We start from the raw sequence: 18,221 nt of genomic DNA, 5'->3' as shown, positions 1-18,221 counted from the left end.
AAACGAAAATGGCAGGCGCGCCACGGCGCGCACGAACCCGCGGCTCAAGGGTGGCACGCTGTCGCAATGGAAGCGCTCACGCCTCCGCGTCGTAGACCTCGCGCGCGGCCCGGATGGCGCCGTGGTTTTCCACCGACCAGTCGACGAAGTGCTTGAGCAGGTCGAGCAGCGAGCGGCCGAGATCGGTCAGCGCATATTCGACGCTCGGCGGCTGCGTCGGGTAGACGGTGCGGTGGATGTAGCCGTCGCGCTGCAGGTCGCGCAGCGTTTGGGTCAGCATGCGCTGGGAGATGTCGGGGATCAGCCGGCGGAGCTGCGAGAAGCGCAAGGGGCCGTCGGCGAGCGACAGGATCATCAGCGAGTTCCACTTGCCGCCGATGTTGTCCATGACGTCGCGGACCGGGCAGTTTTCCATATCCATCGGCACGCCGCAGACGATCGCCACGCGCTTGCCCTTCATGTCCCCGGTCGGCTTGTTCATCGGCGGTACCCTTTTTGTAACCACAGCAGAAAAAACTGCCTCCTTTACAGCCCTACTGCGATTACGGGATAAGAGCAAGTCTCAAAAAGAGACCATGTGCCGGCGCATCTCCCAGGGCGACGGCATGAAGAGCCGGCGAGACCTGCGCCGCGGCGTTCCGCCCGCGTTTTCCGTCTCGGCCCAAACAGGAAAAGGTAAAGACCATGTCCGATACATTGCTCGTCACCGGCGCAACCGGCCAACTCGGCAAGCTCGTGCTCGACCAGCTGCTTGCGTCCGGCGTCGCACCGAGCCGGATCATCGCCACCAGCCGCGACACGGCCAAGCTCGCCGATTACATCGCCAGAGGCGTCCAGGCCCGCGTCGCCGATTTCGACGATCCCGCGTCGCTCGACCAGGCCTTTGCCGGCGCCGATCGGATCCTGATCATCTCGACCGACGCGCTGGACCAGCCGGGCAAGCGACTGAAGCAGCATCTTGCTGCCGTCGCGGCCGCGAAGAAGGCCGGCGCCAGGCACATCGTCTACACCTCGATGCCGAGCCCGGAGACCTCGGTCATTCCCTTTGCACCCGATCATCTCGGCACCGAAAACGCCATCAAGGCGACTGGCATTCCCTACACCATCCTGCGCAACGGCTGGTACATGGAGAACCTGTTCATGGCGCTGCCCCATGCGCTTGAGACCGGGCAATGGTATTCCTCGTCGGGCGAAGGCCGCCTCGCCCACATCGCCCGCGCCGATGCCGCAAAGGCTGCAGCCGCAGCCCTTGCCTCCTCCACCGGCGAGAGCCACACCTACACGCTGACCGGCGGCGAACTGCGCTCGACGGACGAGATTGCCGCCCTTGTCGCCAAGGCGACCGGCAAGCCGCTCAACGTCGTGCACATCTCCGACGAGGCGCTTGCAGGCGGTCTGAAGAGCGCCGGGCTGCCGGACTTCCTGATCCCGATCGTCGTCTCCTTCGACGCCAACACCCGCGGGGGTCACATCGACATGGTGACGAGCGATGTCACGGCGCTGACCGGCGCAACGCCGGTGACGCTCGCCACCTTCCTCGAAGCCAGCAAAGCGCGACTTGCGGGCTAAGCGGTAAGCCAACCAGCGGGAGCCCGGGCGTTTGCACCGGGCTCTCGAAACGATTTGCCATGCTGTCGGCATCGGACGCCCGGCGAGACGGCCGTCGCCATTTGTTCTTGATTTGTTCACGTTTACGCTCTATGGATTCTCCCGGTTTCACCGCTTCAAAAAAAGGGGACATCATGAGCGTTTATCTGACCGTCGGTGCTTTGGATTCCGCCAGATCCAATGCCTTCTACGATGCCGCCTTGGCGACGATCGGCTGGAAGACGCACACGGAATTTCCGGACTGGCGCGCCTATTCCGAAGGCGGAACCGGCAATGGTCCCGTCTTATGGGTCTGCAAGCCCTTCAACAACGAGCCGGCAAGCGCTGGAAATGGCTCGATGGTCGGCTTCATGGTCCAGTCCCGTCAGGACGTCGATGCCTTCTACCAAGCGGGCATGGCCAATGGCGGAATGGATGAGGGCGCCCCCAATCCGCGGCCGCATTATGGGCCGCACTGGTACGCCGCCTACATGCGCGATCCCGCCGGAAACAAGATTTCCGTCGTCTATAACGGTTAGCCCGTCGCTGCCTCGGCGGAGTACTTTAACCGGCATCCGGTGCGCCGGGCACAACGGCATAGGACGTTGATGCCGCCACGCGGGCCTGGCAGCGTTTGCCGCTCCCTACCGGATGGCCTCCACCGGCGAAGCATCGGCCCTTAGCGCCAGTTCGGCCAGAACGAGCGCCCCGACCCCGGCGAGAAAGAAACCGGCCGAAAGGTTGAGCGTCGTGCCATCGTAGAAGGCACCCACCGCGATCGAAAACACCGTCGCGACAAGGCTGGAGCCGGAGGCGATCAGCGACGCGCCGAGACCTGCCACCTGCCCGAGGGAACGCATGGCCATGGCGTTGAGATTGCCGAACAGCACACCGACCGCAAAGAAGGCGGCAAAGCCGAGCACCAGCAGCACCGCAAGCGGCGGCCGCCCGCCCCAGTAGAGCGAGGCCACGAGCATCGCCAGGCCGGCGGCGGCCAGGCCCACAAAGCCCCGGCGCGCCATCGCCTCCGCGCCGAAGCGCTGCACGAGCTTGGCATTGAGGAACGAGGCCAGCCCGATGCCTGTCGCCAGCATGGCAAAATAGAGCGGAAAGGTCTCGCCGATCCCGTAGGCGTCGAAGAAGAGGTCAGCCGCCGTGCTCAGATAGAGAAGCTGCGCGCCGAAGACGAGCCCGGTCGCAACGATCAGCAAGGTTACCCGCCGATGCGACAGGATGCGCCGGCCGTTCGACAGGAGAAGCCGCGGGCGAAAGGGAATGCGTTTGTCGGCCGGCAATGTTTCCGGCTGCCGCATCACCAGCCACAGGCCGAGAAGGCCGGCCGCCGCGAGATAGACGGCAAAGATGCTGCGCCAGCCGGCCACAGCGATGATCCCTTGCGCCAGCGTCGGCGCCAGCATCGGCACGAGAATGAACAGCGTGAACATGAACGACATCACGCGGGCCATGGCGTCGCCCTCGAACTGGTCCCGGATCATCGCCCTCGTCGCGATCTTCGGCCCGGAGACGCCGATGCCCTGAAGAAACCGGCCGAGGATGACCATTTCGAGCGAGCCCGCCACCATGGCGATGACCGTTCCGAGCGCATAGACGCCAAGGCCCAGGACCAGCGCCCTCTTCCGCCCCATTGCATCGGAAAGCGGCCCGAGCAAAAGCTCGCCGAACGCCATGCCGAGGATGAACAGCGAAATCACATGCTGGGTCGAGAGCGGTGGCGCGACGCCAACATCGGCGCCGATCTGGCGCAGCCCCGGCAACAGCGCGTCGATGCTGATCGAGGTCAGCGATGTCAAAAGCGCATAGAGAACGATGCGCTCGCGAAAACTGGTCTGAATGGTCATGGGCCGGAGATAGGCGAGAGGACGGGCCTACTCTATAGCAGCCCCTGTTGCAGATTGCATTGCGTTCGCGCCTGCGTTGGTCTGAGTATTTTCAGGGGGTTACGGCGTCTCATTTGCCAGATGCGCGGCATCCGCCAGGCTGACGACGGCTCTGTTCCTGAAAAAATCATCCTCGCGCAGATGGGTGATGCTTCCGGATTTCGCCGGGAAACTCAAGAAACCGGCGGCCTCGATCGGAACCTTCATCCAGGCGGCGATCACCAGCGTCAGCGTGAAGCCGTGGGTGACGATGATCTGCGTTGGGCAAGACCTCGCCACAATCGCTTCGACGCAAGGGTAGACCCGTAGCGCCACGTCGCGGCGAGTTTCCGCACCCTCGATGCCGCAATTATAATCCAGCCGATTGTCATCAGGCGCCGCGGTATAGCGCGCATCGAGCCAGGCCTGCGGTTTGCCGCCCGCCTCGCCATAGCTGATTTCGCGAAGAGCGGCGGTTTCCGTCACGGGCACGGCAAGGCGCGCGGCGATCGCCGACGCCGTTTCGGCCGTGCGCAGGAGGTCGGAACTGAAGATCTCGACATGCCTCCCGCCGACAAGGGTCGCGAGACGCTCGGCCGTGGCCGCCGCATCCTTTCGGCCGCGCTCGGTCAGGCCGGTGTCGTACCAGCCGCCCACCCTGCCCTCGACATGGTGGACGGACTGCGTGTGGGTGACGACGAAGAGTTCCTTCATGGCGAAGGCGCCTCAGACCTCTGTTCAGACCTCCTGGCCGCAGGCGCGGCGAAAGCGGCGCACGGTCTCGGCCATGCCGTATTCCAGCGCATCCGCCGTCAGGCCATGGCCGATCGAGACTTCGGCAAGGTTCGGAATGTGTTTTGCAAGCAGCGGCAGGTTGGCGACCGTCAGGTCGTGGCCGGCATTGACGTCGAGACCGAGCTCGGCCGCCATCGCCGCCGTACGGCCGAGTTCGCCGGCGATCTTCTCGGCCTTCTCCGGATCGTCATAGCAGCCGCCATAGGGGCCGGTGTAGAGTTCGATGCGGTCCGCACCCGTTTCCCTGGCTATGCGCAGCGCCTCCATGTCCTCGTCGCCATCGGCAAACAGCGAGACACGAAAGCCTTGTCTCTTCAGCCGGCCGACGACATTGCCGAGCAGATTGTGGTTCTTGCGGAAATCCCAGCCATGGTCGGAGGTCGCCTGCGCCGGATCGTCCGGAACCAGCGTCACCTGCTCCGGCCGGTGCGCTTCGACGAGACCGAGAAACTCCTCGTTCGGGTAGCCTTCCATGTTGAATTCCGTCGCCGGGAATGCACCGTCGATCAAGTCGCGGATCGGCTGCAGGTCGGAAAAGCGGACATGGCGCTGATCCGGCCGGGGATGCACCGTCAGGCCGGCGGCGCCGGCTTCGAGCGCGATGCGCCCGAGTGCGGTGACGGAGGGCCAGGGCAGATCGCGCCGGTTGCGAAGCATTGCGACGGCATTCAGATTCACGGACAGTTTTGCAGGCATGTCTGAACTTTCCAGAGGCGGGGCCGCTCACGGCCCGATGCGGGCAATGTGGATGCAATGTTCTACTGCATATTTAACGAAAGCAGAAACGGTTTGAGGTCGGGATTATGCAGCAATTCCAAGGAGTACCAATGCAATGGCCGCGGCAATGGCGCGCAGTGCATTTGCCCGCCTTGTCTTGATCGAATCTTGACAATCGATCTCTCTAATATGCAGGAAAGCTCAATCACCGGATCGAAACCTTCGCGCCGACGGCGCGCCGGCACCGGGTGAGCGGTCACCGCTACGATCTGTCACAGGGATTAAGGACGCAATTTTTACGTTTATTTCAGAAAAAACTCAAATTTGGCGTCTACTACCCCTGACAACCACTTCTTTTGGCCTTAAATTTCCGAATCAGATCGAATGGCCCTGGCCTAAGCCGCGATCGCCTTCTTAGATTTTTAGATCACATGACCCTGGAGCAAGCACCGATGACGACGGTCGAAAGACCCTGCGATGAGACGATACGGCGGACGCTCCGTCGCATCCTCGAAAGCAAGGCTTTCGCGCGTTCCGAGCGCTTGCGGGCGTTTCTTTCCTATGTCGTCGAAAAGGAGATGATCGGCGAAGGCCATCAGCTCAAGGGCTACTCGATCGCCATCGACGTCTTCGACCGGCCGCAGGCCTTCAACGCCGACAGCGACCCGCTGGTGCGCGTGCATGCCGGCAAGCTGCGCAAGCTGCTCAAGGCCTTTTACGAGGGCGACGGCGCCGACGAAGAATGGCGCATCGCCATCCCCAAGGGCACCTACGTTCCGGAATATCGCCACGCGCGGACGGAAGTGGCCGAAACGGTCGCCCCCGCGTCGCGCCAGCCGAAGCCGGCCAAGCGACGGTTTGCCGGACATCGCCCCACCTGGCCGCCGGCACCGCTCTCTTCGCCGCTCTCCGTTCTGAGCGTCCTGCCGCTGTTGCTCTTTGCGCCGATGCCGTCGCAGGAAATGACGCTGGACCTCGACGCCCAGGCCAAGCTCTTCAACGCCCGCCACGCCACCGAGCGAGTGCTCCCCGCCGTCACCGTGAAACTCAGCGGCGCCGAAAACAACGACGCAAAAGCCTTTGCCACAGCGCTTCGGCTTGCCGCCCAGCGTCACAAGACGCTGGCGCGCGCCACCGACGGCGACACCGGCCGCCCCGTTTCGCGCAACTCCGCCCTCTCCTTCACCGTCCAGGTGACCTGGTACGAGGCGCCGGCCCAGGGTATTCGCGTCACGCTCTCCCATGACGGCGAGACTGTGCCGTTGCGCCAGGACTTCATCACCTGGAAGCGGCTCGAGACCGAGCCGGACCTGCTTTTCGAGAGCATGTCGCTCGCCGCCGAACTGTTTTCGCTCGATGGCGAGATCTACAATCACGCCCGCGAAGAGCAGATCGAAAGCCCGCTGATGGGCTGCATGGCCGCTACCCAGCGCTATCGCAAGCACCTCACCCGCGACACCTTCGAGACCGCCTGGTCCTGCCAGCAGAAACTCTCGCCGCTGCGCGGCGACGAACCGCTGTTCATCCTCAGCGCCAACAGCCCGCTCAAGGTCATCGGACACTGAATGTGCCCGGCGGGGCGGCCAAGAGCCGGCCCGCATGAAGCGGCTGCGGACCCCGGTCCAGCATACTCACCCGCCTTACTAAAGACTGGTCATATTAGCGATTCGCGTATACGGTACACGCATGCGTTGGGAATGGGTGCCTGGGTGCTCGTCAGGCAAGCATCGATGTCCTGAGTAAACCGTGCCTTGCGTGCGGAGGTGCCCCAACCGAGCAGCAGGTATTGTCGTTGACGATCAACGAGTGCCTCACCGCGCGGATCCGTCCGCACCTTTGAGACCCGGCGATCGCCACCGCTTCCGGACGCGGATTGCGCGCACGCCTGGGTCGGTCTCGATTCAGGAAAATGCAGAAACAGCGCGCCGAAAGGCGCGCAGGCTGTAGACCGGGGACCTTCGACATGCCGCGAGACCACTGGAAATTCGAGGGCGTGCTGGCCGCGCCTGATCGTGTCGGCTTTCTGCCGGACCTGCCGCTTCCCCACCACGACCCCACGACACCGCTGGCGATCGCCGACATGGCCGACGCTTTCGGCGTCACCCATCGCACGCTGCATTTCTACGAGGAAAAGGGGCTGCTCACCGCCGCCCGCATGGGACCGATGCGGGTCTACAACGAAGATCACATTCGCCGCATGGCGGTCATCAATGCCTGCCGCGAAATCGACATGCCGATCTCGACCATCCTGGAACTGCTGACTGCCCTTGCGGGCACCGAGGAACAGGCCGAAGCGGACAAGCTGTTTCGAGACGCCCTGCTTGCCCGAAGGCGCGAACTCGCCGCCCAGCAGGCCAACCTGCGCCGGCAGATGCAGCGCATCACCGAACTGCTCGAAACCACCGACGGAGGCGAAGCCACCGACGAGGACGGCCATGTCCATCTCTCGCCGATCGAAAGCGAATGCCTGACCTTCATGGCCGACGGTTATCCGGCGGCGCGCATCGCCGGGCTGATGGACATGGACGTGGCGGCAGCGCTCACCCTTGAGGCCGGCATCATCCGCAAGTTCGGCGCCAACAACCGCTTCCAGGCGATCGCCAAGGCGGTGCTTTCAGGCATGATCTCGGCGGAATAGCGCGAACACGGCCGCTACCCCGATGCCTTGCCGTCAGCATCCTCGTGCGCCACGGGGACGAGGTCGCGTTGCGCCTCGCCTAAGTCGCGACGCTCTCCCGCAGCCCCTACCCGCAGGCCGCCACACTAAGGCACGCCGAACAGCTTACCGGTCCGCGCGGCACAATTCACTTGAACGACTGACATTGCGGTGTCGTCATTGCCACGTGCGTGTTACGAGGGCGCCTGAACAAATACGGATGAGAGACCCCGATGCTTCCCTGGATAGAGCTGGACCGCGCAACCATTCCCGGCGACGGCGACGAGCTGCGCCTGAAGCAGCGCGGGCAGGAATTCTCGATCATGCTCGGCTCGAACGAGCTGATGAACAGCCGGTTGAGCGGCTCGGAGGAAGCGCTGGCGACGCTCGCCCACGAGCGCATCGCCGGCCGGAAAAACCTGAGCATGCTGATCGGCGGCCTTGGCATGGGCTTTACCCTGCGCGCAGCGCTTGGCGTCGTGCCCGAGGATGCGCGGGTGGTGGTCGCCGAACTGGTGCCGGCCGTCGTCGACTGGGCGCGTGGCCCGATGGCGGAGCTGCACAAAGGCACGCTTGATGATCCCCGCGTCGATATCCATGTCGGCGATGTCGGCGCACTGATCCGCTCGAAGAAGGCCGCCTATGACGCCATCCTGCTCGATGTCGACAATGGCCCCGACGGCCTGACGCGCCCTTCCAACGACAGCCTCTACAGCCACACCGGCCTTCGCGCCGCGCAAGCCGCCCTTCGGCCCGGCGGCGTGCTCTCCGTCTGGTCGTCGGCCCCCGACAGCGCCTTCACCCGCCGCCTGCGCGAAGTCGGCTTTGCCACCGACGAGGTGAACGTGCGCGCCAACGGCAAACGCGGCGGCGCCCGCCACATGATTTGGATGGCGACGAAGCGCTAGCGCATGCGGCTCATTTGGCAGATCAGATCATCTGCGCTTTTCGATAGGCCTCGACAATGTCTTCGAGCGGCACCCCGTCGAGCGTAACGCCGGCGATGCGGCAGTTGGAAAAGGCCGCCCCGGAGAGATTGATATTCTGGAATTGCGCTCCGGACAGATTAACGTCGTTCACGTACCAGCCCGTCATGTTGCTATCGTTGAACTTGGCGCCGGAAAAATTGATCTGATTGAACGATGTTGCCGACAGATTGGCGTCGTTGAAACGTGATCCCGCCAGGTCGGTGTCGTTGACATCCAGCCTTTGCGTCGTGCGATGGAACTTTATCTCATTGCCCTCGGCCGAGAAAAGAAGCGGCTTGTCGCCCGCATCCTGGCCGACCGCTGCGGAAAGCGCGTTCCAATCTTTCACCCCAAATTGCTTTGCAATCAATTCCAGGCAGTCGCTGTGCGACAGGTCTATCTTGCGATCACTGAGCGCCTGTCGCAGGGCTTTCGCCATGCTTTTGATACCAGCGGTTCTAAGCATTCCAGTTCCTCCAGGGGCAACCAAATGTCAGAGCTCACATTGCTGACCGACGGCCCAAGGGCTGGAAGTCGAACGGCGGTATCACATAGGTGTTTTCACCATACCAAACGTGGCGTGAGCGGCGGGCAACACAAGGCCATCACGAATTAGTATAGGCCGAATCTGGATTGTCAATGAAGCCAACGGCCCGAGCGCGACACGCGAGCTGCGTGCGAACGGCGCCGCCCCTTCCTCAGGGATCCGCCCCGCCTAGCGAACGATCGTCAGCCGCTCCGCCGCCCGCGTGATCGCGGTATAGAGCCAGCGCTCGCGGGTATCGCGAAAAGCCCAGCTCTCGTCGAAGAGCACGACATTGTTCCACTGCGAGCCCTGCGCCTTGTGCACCGTCAGCGCATAGCCGTAGTCGAACTCGTCGTAGCGCTTGCGCGTCGTCCAGGGGATCTCGCCCTCGACATCCTCGAAGGCCGCCTTCAAGAGCTTGATCTTGGCGGCACCGCGATCCATGTCGTCGTCTTCCGGCCGGATCATCAGGTTGATGCCAGGCTTCACCGTCTCCTTGGACGAGCTCATCACCTGCCAGAGCGAGCCGTTGAGCAGGCCCTTGGCCGGATCGTTCCTGAGGCAGACGAGCTTGTCGCCGGATTGCGGGTAGTCGCTGGTGAAGCCCTTCAATTCGCGAAGGCGCTGGTTGTAGCGCCGGCGGGTCTTGTTGGTGCCGACCAGAACCTGGTCGGCCTCGAGCACCAGTTCCTGGTTGACCTGGCCGCGACCAATCACCTGCGTGGTGCCGTAGTCGCCGTGCATGATTTCCTTGCCTTCGCGCACCTGCATCGCCAGCTGGATGATCGGGTTGTCGCGCGCCTGGCGGTGAATGTCCGTCAGCAGATAGTCCGGCTCCTGGTTGGTGAAGAAGCCGCCGCCCGTAACCGGCGGCAGCTGGCCGGGGTCGCCGAGCACGAGGATCGGCGTGCCGAAGCTCATCAGGTCCTTGCCGAGCGCCTCATCCACCATCGAGCATTCGTCGACGATGATCAGCGCCGCCTTGGCGACCGGGCTCTGACGGTTGATCGCAAACATCGGCGCGATCGAGGTCTTGCCGGTCTCCTCGTCGGACACCTCTTCCTCGCCGCGCGGCCGGTAGATCAGCGAGTGGATGGTCTTGGCGTTGCTCGCCCCCTTGGAGCGCAGCACCTGCGCGGCCTTGCCGGTAAAGGCGGCAAACAGCACGTCGCCATCGACATGTTCGGCAAAGTGCCGGGCCAGCGTCGTCTTGCCGGTACCGGCATAGCCGAACAGCCGGAAGAGCGGCGAGCGGCCCTCTTTCAGCCATTGCGAAACGGCCTTCAGGGCCTCGTCCTGTTGCGGTGCGAATTGCATGAGGCTGAGTGTCAGGATTCGGGCCGCACACGCAAGCCCGGAATTGCGGCCCCACAGGAGGGCCAGAGACAACCGGCATCGCGAACATCACCGCCGCGCGCAAAATTACCCCGTAAAATCAAGCTCGCGCCTCGTTACCGCGCCTGGCAGCAGGGCTTTCGGCCGGCGGAATTTGTTCACGTTTTTTTCTCATTTCGACGCCTGCCCGCATGGCGTTTGCCTTCCCCGCTGTCGATCCTGTGGCACTTTCTTGCTCTGCCTCTTGAATGCAACGCCGCATTGTTGCAAACGAGCGTGACGTGATGGCGCCCGCGGTCCTGCTGGCGAAGACCATCGCTCTAAGCCCGTCAAGGCCGGCCCCGATGGCCGTTCCCGCCTTTCCGGGTCATGCCGGAGAGTGCCCGTGAAAACCGACAAGCCAGCTGCGCCGCCCACCCCGGACAAGGTCGGCATCGGTCGGCTCGCGCCGTGGCTGCAATGGAGCCTGCTTTTGGCAGTCTCGATCGTCCTTGCCTCCTTCTTCGAATTCATCGGCCTTCCCGCCGGGCTGCTCATGGGCCCGATGCTGGCCGCCGTGCTCGTCGGCATGAATGGCGGCACCATCCGGTTGCCGCGCCAGCTGTTCTTCTGCGTGCAGTTCATATTGGCGATGATGATTGCCGGCGCCATGACGCCCGGCATGCTCGCCACCTTCTCCGGCAACTGGCCGCTGTTTCTCGCGGTCATCCTCTCGGTCATCGCCGTCAGCACGCTCTGCGGCTGGGTGATCACCCGCATGCGCATCCTGCCGGGCACGACGGCCATCTGGGGCTCGTCGGCAGGCGCCGCCTCGACCATGCTGCTGATGGCCGACGCCTATGGCGCCGATGCGCGCCTCGTCGCCTTCATGCAGTATCTGCGCGTGATCTTCGTCGCCAGCACCGCGACCGTGGTTGCGCATATGTGGGTCACCGGCGCCGAAGTCGAGCAGACCACCCATTGGTTCGCGCCGATCGATGGCCTGCTCTTCCTCGAGACCATCGCCGTCGGGCTTGGCGCAGCGCTTGCCGGCCGCTTTCTGCGCGTGCCAGCCGGCGCCTTCCTGCTGCCCTTCCTTCTCGGCGCCGTGCTCAATGTCTCGGGCGTCATGACCACCGCGCTGCCGCAATGGCTGCTGGCGATCTGTTTTGCCATGCTCGGCTGGAACATCGGCCTTGGCTTCACCCGCCAGATCCTCATCCATGCCCGCCGCGCGCTGGTGCCGACGATCATCTCGATCGTCGTGCTGATCTCGTTCTCCGGCCTGCTCGCCCTGCTTCTGATCAAGGTGGTCGGCATCGATCCGCTGACCGCCTATCTCGCCACCAGCCCCGGCGGGCTCGACTCGATCGCCGTCATCGCCGCCTCGAGCAATGTCGACCTCTCCTTCGTCATGGCGCTGCAGACCGCCCGCCTTCTGATCATCACCATGATCGGCCCGACGCTTGCCCGCTTCGTCGCCGACCGGGCTTGACGATGCTGGCCCGGCACGTTTCCAATGCGCTGCCGGGAGGAGACAGGTGAAGACGCTCAGAATCTACGGACCGTCGGGAGCCGCGCTTCCCTTCGACCTGCGCGACATCCTGCAACGCCTCGCACCGCGCTCGCTGGGCGCGTCGTGGAAAGTTTCCGCGGTCGACGCAGGCTATCAATGGTTCGATGCCACCGGTCCCGGCGGCGACGTTCTCGAGACTTGGGCCCAGTCCGGCAGCATGGTCGAGGGCCGGCAGCTGGCCGCCGCTGCGCAAGACGTTCTGCAAGTCATCTGGGGAGAGTTTACCGGCTTCCTGCCGAGCGCTCCGGACAGACCCTGGATCATCGTTCGCGCCATCGACAGCACGTTTTACGAAATCACCACGGATGACGAGACAGTTCTGCAACGTGTAGAAACCGGCTTCCAGGGCGTTCGCCGTTCTGATGCCCCTTGGAAACCAGCCGGTTAGCAGCATTGGCCCCTCCCTCACGAAAAACGTCCGCGATGTTCAGGCGCTTTCCGCCGATCGCGCAGCGAAGCGCGCCATCACGGTAGCGACCGCTTCCTTGGTCAGCCGCACGCGTGGCAGCTCGGCCGATTGTTCATGAACCAGCAGCCAAAGATCCGGGGCCAATGGCGGCACCTGCGGCAACAGTGGCGTGAAGCCTGCCGCTTCGGCCGCAAAGGCCGGAAGCACGGCAAAACCGAGCCCGTTTTTCACCGCCGCCATCTGCGCGCCGAGCGAAGAGAAACGCATCGCTGGCTGCAGGCCTGGGCATAGCGCTTCGAGCCAGGCGACCATGATCAGGTAGCTCAGCTCTTCGCTCCAGCCGACCAGCCGGTGGCGATGGAGGTCGGCAGGAGTGCCCGGCATGCCGTGGCGCGCGATGTAGCCGGGCGTCGCATAAAGGCCGAAGGCGAGCTGCCCCAGCCGGCGCTGGCGATAGTTGCCCTGCTGCGGCCGCACCAGACGCAGAACAATGTCGGCCGCTTCACCGACAAGCCGCACCGGGCGCACGCTCGAATGCATCTCCAGGCGGATGTCCGGATGCTCCAGCAGGAAGCCCGCTAGCCCCGGCATCAACACCTCCTGCCCCAACAGTTCCGGCACGTCGATGCGCACCGGGCCGGCGAGGTCGCTGTCCTTCTCCCGTGCCGTGCGCTCGAAGACCCGCATCTGCGCCTCGGCCCGCTCGGCCGGCGCCAAAAGCGCCTCGCCCGCCGGCGTCAGGTCATAACCGTCGCGGTGCGGCCGGAAAAGCCTGACCTGCAACGCCGCCTCCAGCGCCTCGATCCGGCGCGACACGGTCGAGGCGCTGACGCTAAGCCTGGCGGAGGCCGCAGTCAGCGAGCGCGCATTGGCAACGGCCAGAAAGAACTTGAGATCGTTCCAATCCATCTTCGCTTTCCATTTTTGGAAACTGGTATTGCAGAAAGGTCTCTCGACCGAAATCGGAAAATCAAGCAGATTTTGGCGACATCTGGAGAGAGAACAGCATGACGATCAATATCGAGACCTTTCGATTTTCCGAATTTGGCGATCCGTCGGCACTCGCCTTCAACGCCGAGACGCTGGGCGACCCTGGACTCGGCGAAATCCAGATCCGCCATCTCGCCATCGGCGTGAACTACATCGACATCTACCACCGCCGGGGCTCGGCACCCTTGCCCCTGCCGAGCGGGATCGGCGTCGAGGGCGTCGGCGTGATCACCGCGCTTGGCGAAGGCGTCGAAGGCTTTTCGATCGGCCAACGCATCGCCTATGTGGGCGGCCCGCCCGGCGCCTATGCCACCCACCGCAACCTGCCCGCCGCCCGGGCGCTGGCGCTGCCGGAGGAACTGGAGGCCCGAGAGGTCGCAGCCCTCGTCTTCAAGGGTTTGACCGTCGAATACCTGATCCGGCGTTGCGTTGCCGTGAAGCCCGGCGACACGGTGCTCTTCCACGCGGCCGCCGGCGGCGTCGGCTCGATTGCCTGCCAGTGGCTGAGCCACATCGGCGCCACCGTCATCGGCACCGTCAGCTCCACGGAGAAAGCCGAGATCGCCCGGACCAATGGCTGCCATCATGTCATCCTTTACGGCCAAGAGGATTTCCGGGCCCGCGTCGGCGAAATCACCGGCGGCAAGGGTGTCGATGTCGTCTATGATTCCGTCGGCGCCGACACTTTCGCCAGGTCGCTCGACTGCCTGCGCCCGCGCGGCACGCTGGTTTCCTTCGGCGCTTCCTCCGGTCCCGTTCCGCCGCTCGACGTCGCCTCGCTCTCGGCCAAGGGCTCGCTCTATGTCACCCGCCCCTCGATCGCCCATTACACCGCCGACCGCGGCGAGTACGAAGCGGCAGCGCGGGAGCTGTTCGGCGCCATGCAGGCAGGCGTCGTTCGTGCGCCTGCCATCACCAGCTATCCGCTTTTCGACGCCCCAAGGGCACAGGAAGACCTGGAGGCCCGGCGGACGACCGGATCGGTGGTTCTGATACCCTGAGCGGATCGCCACCAGCTGGTATCCTTGTCACCCTCTCACCGGCCACGCGATGAACATCGCGTGGCCGGTTGCGTCCTATGGCCCGAGCGGAGACAGGGCCACCCCAAACTTCCGCCCGTTCTCCGGGAATAAATCCTGTGCGTGTCGTGTCTTACGGTTGGATCTGCACCATGCGGCTCCCGCGGAAACGGGACGAGGAGGCTTTTCGCCCGTTTCCGGACAGGAAAACCATCTTGAGGAAGGACAATTGCCATGAGAACGTTTCCACTGACGATCGCCATGCTGCTTGCGGCCAGCGTCACGGCTTTCGCCGCGCCGCCGGTCAAGGAAGTCGAGACCGCCAAGGGCAAGGTGCTGGCCGGAGAAAACGGCATGACGCTCTACACCTACAAGGACGATCATGGCGGCATGTCCATGTGCTACGACGATTGCGCCAAGAACTGGCCGCCATTCATGGCCGAGGCGAGCGCCAAGGCAGATGGCGCCTATACGCTCGTCGAGCGTAAGGACGGCAAGAAGCAGTGGGCCAAGGACGGCATGCCGCTCTACTTCTTCATCAAGGACAAGAAGATGGGTGACATGACCGGCGACGGCATGAAGAAGGGCGAATGGAATGTCGCCAAGCCGTAACGGCGGCAACGAGGATGCGGGGGAACACCCCGCCTCCGACCGGTTCGAAGAGGATGTGCTGGCCCTGGTGCCGGCACTGCGGCGCTATGCCCGCAGCCTGGTGCGCTCGGACCCGGATGGCGAGGACCTGTTGCAGGATTGCGTGGAGAAGGTGCTTTCGCGCCGCGCGCAGTGGCGCGGCGTGAACCTGCGCGCCTGGGCCTTCACCATCATGACCAATCTCGGCCGCAACCGGCACCGCTATGTGGCGATGCACCCGCAGGTGGCGCTGGACGAGGACCTGGGCCTTGAGGCCGAGACCCACGAGAGCGACCCGCTGGAGCGCTCGCGGCTGGAAAGGGCACTGAACGGCCTCTCCACGGAGAACCGCTCGGTGCTGATGCTCGTGGTGATCGAAGGATACCGCTACCAGGACGTGGCCGAGATGATGGCCATACCGATCGGCACCGTGATGTCGCGCCTGTCGCGCGCGCGGCGCCAGCTTGCAGAAGCCATGAAGGACGACAATGTGATCAGCATGCGGAGACCGAAATGACGGAAGGCCACAACACCGTCTCCGAAGACGACCTGCACGCCTATGTCGACGGCGCCCTTGGCCCGCGCGAGCGGTTGCGGATCGAGCAATGGCTCGAGCAGAACCCCGCGCAGGCCGACGAGGTCCGGCAATGGCGGGCGCAGGCGGTCGAGTTGCGCGCGCTCTTTGCCGGCTATGCCCGCAGCGACGCCGATGACCGGGCGCTGCTTCTCAGCAACGGCAGCGAACGCCCGCAACAGCACGTCGTCAAGGACACCCGATCGTTTGCCGGCATCGCCCGCGCCATCGCCGCCGGGCTGGCGCTGTTTGTCGCCGGCGGCCTCACCGGCCTCTACGCGCCTTCGCTGCTCTCACCCGAGCAAAAGCCCCGGCTGACGCAGACGGCCGACAGCCTGCCGCGCCAGGCGCAATCGGCCTTCCTGGTCTATGCCAGCGAAGTGCGCCATGCCGTCGAAGTCGGCGCCGACGACCAGACCCATCTCGCCACCTGGCTCGGCAAGCGTCTCGATCATCCGCTCTCGATCCCCGATCTCTCCTCGCTCGGCTTCTCGCTGGTCGGCGGCCGGCTGCTGCCGGTCAACGGCAAGGCGGGCGCGATGTTCATGTATGAGGATGGCACCGGCCGGCGGCTGACGGTGCTGCTCGGCCGCAACGACGACAACCGCGAAACCTCGTTCCGCATCGACGAGAACGACGGCGTCGAGACCTTCTACTGGATCGACGGCCCGCTCGGCTACGCCGTCACCGGCGAGGTGCCGCGCGATCTGCTGCAGCAGGTGGCGGATGAATGCTACCGGCAGTTCGAAAAGAGCGAGGCGACGAAGAGCTGAGGACCAAGCGCGCCTGCTGCTCCGGCCTTGTTGGCGAGCCGCATCAGAGTGTTACGGTCGGCTCCGCACACTTGCTTTACCCAACGTAACCCGAGACGCCCCCGTGGCCAAAATCGCAGGGACGCTTACGGTTGTCGGCATGGCTCAGGTGCTGGCACCTTTCGCCACGAGATAGGCCGAAAACATGTCGGCCATCGCATCCGCATAGGCCTCGATCTCCGCATCGCTGCGCGCCGTTCCCGAAAAGTCTTTCCCCACCGTCGTCATCGTCGTCATGATCAGGTCGCCGGCAAGTTCTCTGGTGTCGGCGGGTGCGTTCGGAAGAAGCTCGATCATGAACCGGTCGATGAGCGGATCGTTGGCCTCCTTGGCTTCCCGGGCTTCGGGCGCATCGCGATAAAGCGGTGCCGCGTCGCCCAGGGCAACCCGAACGGCCGCCTCCTCGCATTCCGAGCGCAGGAAGGCGTGAACCAGGCACCGCAGCCGATCGAGTGGCGCGCGCGACCCGTCGCTGAGGATCGTCGCCAGCAGCCCCGACGTCTGCCGCCACTCGTCGCTTTGCAGGCGAAACAGGATCGCGCCCTTGTTGGGAAAATACTGGTACAGCGACCCGACGCTGACGCCAGCCCGCTCGGCGACGCGGGCCGTGGTAAATCGCTGCGCGCCCTCCTCCTCCAAAACCTGAACAGCAGCCTGGAGAATGGCCCTAACCAGCTCGTTCGAGCGCGCCTGCTTGGGCGCTTTTCGTGAAGAAATACGGACACTTGATCTGTTTGCCATTGGCAGCGCCTGCAATGCGATTAGCGAATGCGACGAATTATTCGTATTTTTCTTCGTGAACGCAAGCCCATCGAAAACGAAGGAACATCCGATGTCCACGCTTACCAGCCAACCTCTCCAGGGCCTTCTCGACCGTCTGTTCGACGAGGCCGATGCCGCGACCAGCCCCGCAGTCGCGCAACTGCCCGCAGGCGAACGCGAACGATTGCTTCACAGCAAGACCGAATATCTGCAGCTCTACGGGCTCTTGAAGGACCTGTGGCTGCCGGTTTCGCGTCAGACCGGCAACCTCCTCTACATGCTCGCCCGCGCAAGCCGCGCCCACAGGATCGTCGAGTTCGGAACGTCCTTCGGCATTTCGACGCTCTTTCTCGCAGCGGCGCTGCGCGACAATGGCGGCGGCGAGCTGATCACCAGCGAATTCGAACCGGCGAAGGTGGCGCGGGCCGGACAGAACCTCGCGGCAGCCGGTCTCGACGATCTCGTAGAGATCCGGCAAGGCGACGCGCTGACGACTTTCGCCGACCTTCCCGATGCGATCGACCTGGTGCTGCTCGACGGGGCAAAACCGATCTACCTCGACGTCTTCAGGCTGATCGAGCCTCGCCTGCGCCCAGGTGCCCTGATCATCGCCGACGACGCCGACAGTTGCCCCGAATATCTCGACTACATCCGCTCGGCCTCCGGCACCTACCTGTCGACGCCGTTTGCCGAGGACATCGAAGTGACGATGCGCCTCGCCTGATAGGCGCCATCGCCTCACGGACCCGCGTGGTCCGCCCAATCAAGGAGAACAGCAATGCATGTATTCGTAACGGGCGCGACCGGCTGGGTCGGGTCGGCCGTGGTCAGGGACCTGATCACGGCGGGGCACAGGGTGTCCGGCCTGGCGCGCTCCAGCGAAAAGGCCGTGGCGCTGGCCGCAACCGGGGCTTCGGTCGTCGAAGGCGGCCTTCAGTCCGCGGCGATCCTGCAGCGGGCCGCTGGCCAAGCCGATGCCGTCATCCACACGGCCTTCCGGCACGACTTC

General features: G+C 64.2%; 21 protein-coding genes. 13 read left to right on the top strand and 8 right to left on the bottom strand.

Annotated features, from left to right (window positions below):
- Window positions 1–76: 76 nt before the first annotated feature.
- Complete coding sequence (locus tag L981_RS27840; RefSeq protein ID WP_043624184.1) at window positions 77–481, bottom strand: helix-turn-helix domain-containing protein; 405 nt, start codon at window positions 479–481, stop codon at window positions 77–79.
- A 203-nt stretch (window positions 482–684) separates the two neighbouring features.
- Between L981_RS27840 and L981_RS27835 the strand changes: the two genes are divergently transcribed.
- Both L981_RS27835 and L981_RS27830 read left to right on the top strand, forming a co-directional pair.
- Window positions 685–1,569 (top strand): SDR family oxidoreductase, encoded by an 885-nt coding sequence (locus L981_RS27835; protein ID WP_043624181.1) that lies wholly within the window; start codon window positions 685–687, stop codon window positions 1,567–1,569.
- A gap of 173 nt (window positions 1,570–1,742) precedes the next feature.
- Complete coding sequence (locus L981_RS27830) at window positions 1,743–2,126, top strand: VOC family protein (protein ID WP_043624179.1); 384 nt, start codon at window positions 1,743–1,745, stop codon at window positions 2,124–2,126.
- 105 nt (window positions 2,127–2,231) lie between these two features.
- Here L981_RS27830 and L981_RS27825 read toward each other — a convergent pair whose 3' ends face one another.
- From L981_RS27825 to L981_RS27815, 3 genes are all read right to left on the bottom strand, one after another.
- Complete coding sequence (locus L981_RS27825; protein WP_043624175.1) at window positions 2,232–3,446, bottom strand: multidrug effflux MFS transporter; 1,215 nt, start codon at window positions 3,444–3,446, stop codon at window positions 2,232–2,234.
- A gap of 99 nt (window positions 3,447–3,545) precedes the next feature.
- Entirely contained in the window at window positions 3,546–4,178 is a 633-nt protein-coding gene (locus tag L981_RS27820) for a histidine phosphatase family protein (protein ID WP_043624173.1), read from the bottom strand.
- A gap of 24 nt (window positions 4,179–4,202) precedes the next feature.
- Window positions 4,203–4,955: a pyridoxine 5'-phosphate synthase gene (locus L981_RS27815; protein WP_043624171.1), complete on the bottom strand. Its 753-nt coding sequence runs from the start codon at window positions 4,953–4,955 to the stop codon at window positions 4,203–4,205.
- A gap of 473 nt (window positions 4,956–5,428) precedes the next feature.
- Between L981_RS27815 and L981_RS27810 the strand changes: the two genes are divergently transcribed.
- The 3 genes from L981_RS27810 (at window position 5,429) to L981_RS27800 (ending at window position 8,540) form a co-directional block, all read left to right on the top strand.
- Window positions 5,429–6,541: a hypothetical protein gene (locus L981_RS27810; RefSeq protein WP_043624168.1), complete on the top strand. Its 1,113-nt coding sequence runs from the start codon at window positions 5,429–5,431 to the stop codon at window positions 6,539–6,541.
- A gap of 398 nt (window positions 6,542–6,939) precedes the next feature.
- Window positions 6,940–7,614 carry a MerR family transcriptional regulator gene (locus L981_RS27805; protein WP_043624165.1) on the top strand — a complete coding sequence of 225 codons (675 nt, stop codon included), beginning with the start codon at window positions 6,940–6,942 and terminating at the stop codon, window positions 7,612–7,614.
- A gap of 251 nt (window positions 7,615–7,865) precedes the next feature.
- On the top strand, window positions 7,866–8,540 hold the full coding sequence (locus tag L981_RS27800) for an MnmC family methyltransferase (RefSeq protein WP_043624163.1): 675 nt from the start codon (window positions 7,866–7,868) through the stop codon (window positions 8,538–8,540).
- 22 nt (window positions 8,541–8,562) lie between these two features.
- On the opposite strand, the gene L981_RS35260 is transcribed toward L981_RS27800, so the two are convergent.
- Window positions 8,563–9,066: a glyoxalase superfamily protein gene (locus L981_RS35260; RefSeq protein ID WP_197067207.1), complete on the bottom strand. Its 504-nt coding sequence runs from the start codon at window positions 9,064–9,066 to the stop codon at window positions 8,563–8,565.
- Window positions 9,067–9,315: 249 nt separating this feature from the next.
- The gene (locus L981_RS27790; RefSeq protein ID WP_043624159.1) at window positions 9,316–10,443 is read right to left on the bottom strand and encodes an ATP-dependent RecD-like DNA helicase; all 1,128 of its coding nucleotides are present in this window, start codon (window positions 10,441–10,443) and stop codon (window positions 9,316–9,318) included.
- Between the two features lie 403 nt (window positions 10,444–10,846).
- Between L981_RS27790 and L981_RS27785 the strand changes: the two genes are divergently transcribed.
- Both L981_RS27785 and L981_RS27780 read left to right on the top strand, forming a co-directional pair.
- Window positions 10,847–11,935, top strand: coding sequence for an AbrB family transcriptional regulator (locus L981_RS27785; protein WP_043624153.1), 1,089 nt, complete (start codon window positions 10,847–10,849; stop codon window positions 11,933–11,935).
- Between the two features lie 46 nt (window positions 11,936–11,981).
- A complete protein-coding gene (locus L981_RS27780) occupies window positions 11,982–12,404 on the top strand; it encodes a hypothetical protein (RefSeq protein ID WP_052202061.1) in 423 nt (140 codons plus the stop codon).
- 39 nt (window positions 12,405–12,443) lie between these two features.
- Here the strand turns inward: L981_RS27780 and L981_RS27775 are convergent, their stop codons facing one another.
- Window positions 12,444–13,334, bottom strand: coding sequence for a LysR family transcriptional regulator (locus L981_RS27775; protein ID WP_043624152.1), 891 nt, complete (start codon window positions 13,332–13,334; stop codon window positions 12,444–12,446).
- A 98-nt stretch (window positions 13,335–13,432) separates the two neighbouring features.
- Here L981_RS27775 and L981_RS27770 point away from each other — a divergent pair, with 98 nt between their 5' ends.
- The 4 genes from L981_RS27770 to L981_RS27755 all read left to right on the top strand — a co-directional run bounded on the left by L981_RS27770 (window position 13,433) and on the right by L981_RS27755 (window position 16,411).
- Window positions 13,433–14,416: a quinone oxidoreductase gene (locus L981_RS27770; protein ID WP_043624150.1), complete on the top strand. Its 984-nt coding sequence runs from the start codon at window positions 13,433–13,435 to the stop codon at window positions 14,414–14,416.
- A gap of 252 nt (window positions 14,417–14,668) precedes the next feature.
- Window positions 14,669–15,046 carry a lipoprotein gene (locus L981_RS27765; RefSeq protein ID WP_043624149.1) on the top strand — a complete coding sequence of 126 codons (378 nt, stop codon included), beginning with the start codon at window positions 14,669–14,671 and terminating at the stop codon, window positions 15,044–15,046.
- Window positions 15,030–15,581: an RNA polymerase sigma factor gene (locus L981_RS27760; RefSeq protein ID WP_043624148.1), complete on the top strand. Its 552-nt coding sequence runs from the start codon at window positions 15,030–15,032 to the stop codon at window positions 15,579–15,581. Before L981_RS27765 ends, L981_RS27760 begins: the two co-directional genes overlap by 17 nt.
- Window positions 15,578–16,411 (top strand): anti-sigma factor, encoded by an 834-nt coding sequence (locus tag L981_RS27755; protein ID WP_043624147.1) that lies wholly within the window; start codon window positions 15,578–15,580, stop codon window positions 16,409–16,411. Before L981_RS27760 ends, L981_RS27755 begins: the two co-directional genes overlap by 4 nt.
- Window positions 16,412–16,555: 144 nt before the next feature.
- Here the strand turns inward: L981_RS27755 and L981_RS27750 are convergent, their stop codons facing one another.
- Entirely contained in the window at window positions 16,556–17,191 is a 636-nt protein-coding gene (locus L981_RS27750; RefSeq protein ID WP_043624144.1) for a TetR family transcriptional regulator, read from the bottom strand.
- Window positions 17,192–17,282: 91 nt separating this feature from the next.
- Here L981_RS27750 and L981_RS27745 point away from each other — a divergent pair, with 91 nt between their 5' ends.
- Both L981_RS27745 and L981_RS27740 read left to right on the top strand, forming a co-directional pair.
- A complete protein-coding gene (locus tag L981_RS27745; protein ID WP_043624141.1) occupies window positions 17,283–17,936 on the top strand; it encodes an O-methyltransferase in 654 nt (217 codons plus the stop codon).
- Between the two features lie 54 nt (window positions 17,937–17,990).
- A partial coding sequence (locus L981_RS27740; protein WP_043624139.1) for an NAD-dependent epimerase/dehydratase family protein occupies window positions 17,991–18,221 on the top strand: 231 nt, incomplete at its 3' end.

This window comes from Ensifer sp. ZNC0028 (assembly GCF_000799055.1).
Lineage (GTDB): Bacteria > Pseudomonadota > Alphaproteobacteria > Rhizobiales > Rhizobiaceae > Ensifer.
This window is presented reverse-complemented; position numbering and strand designations above follow the sequence as displayed.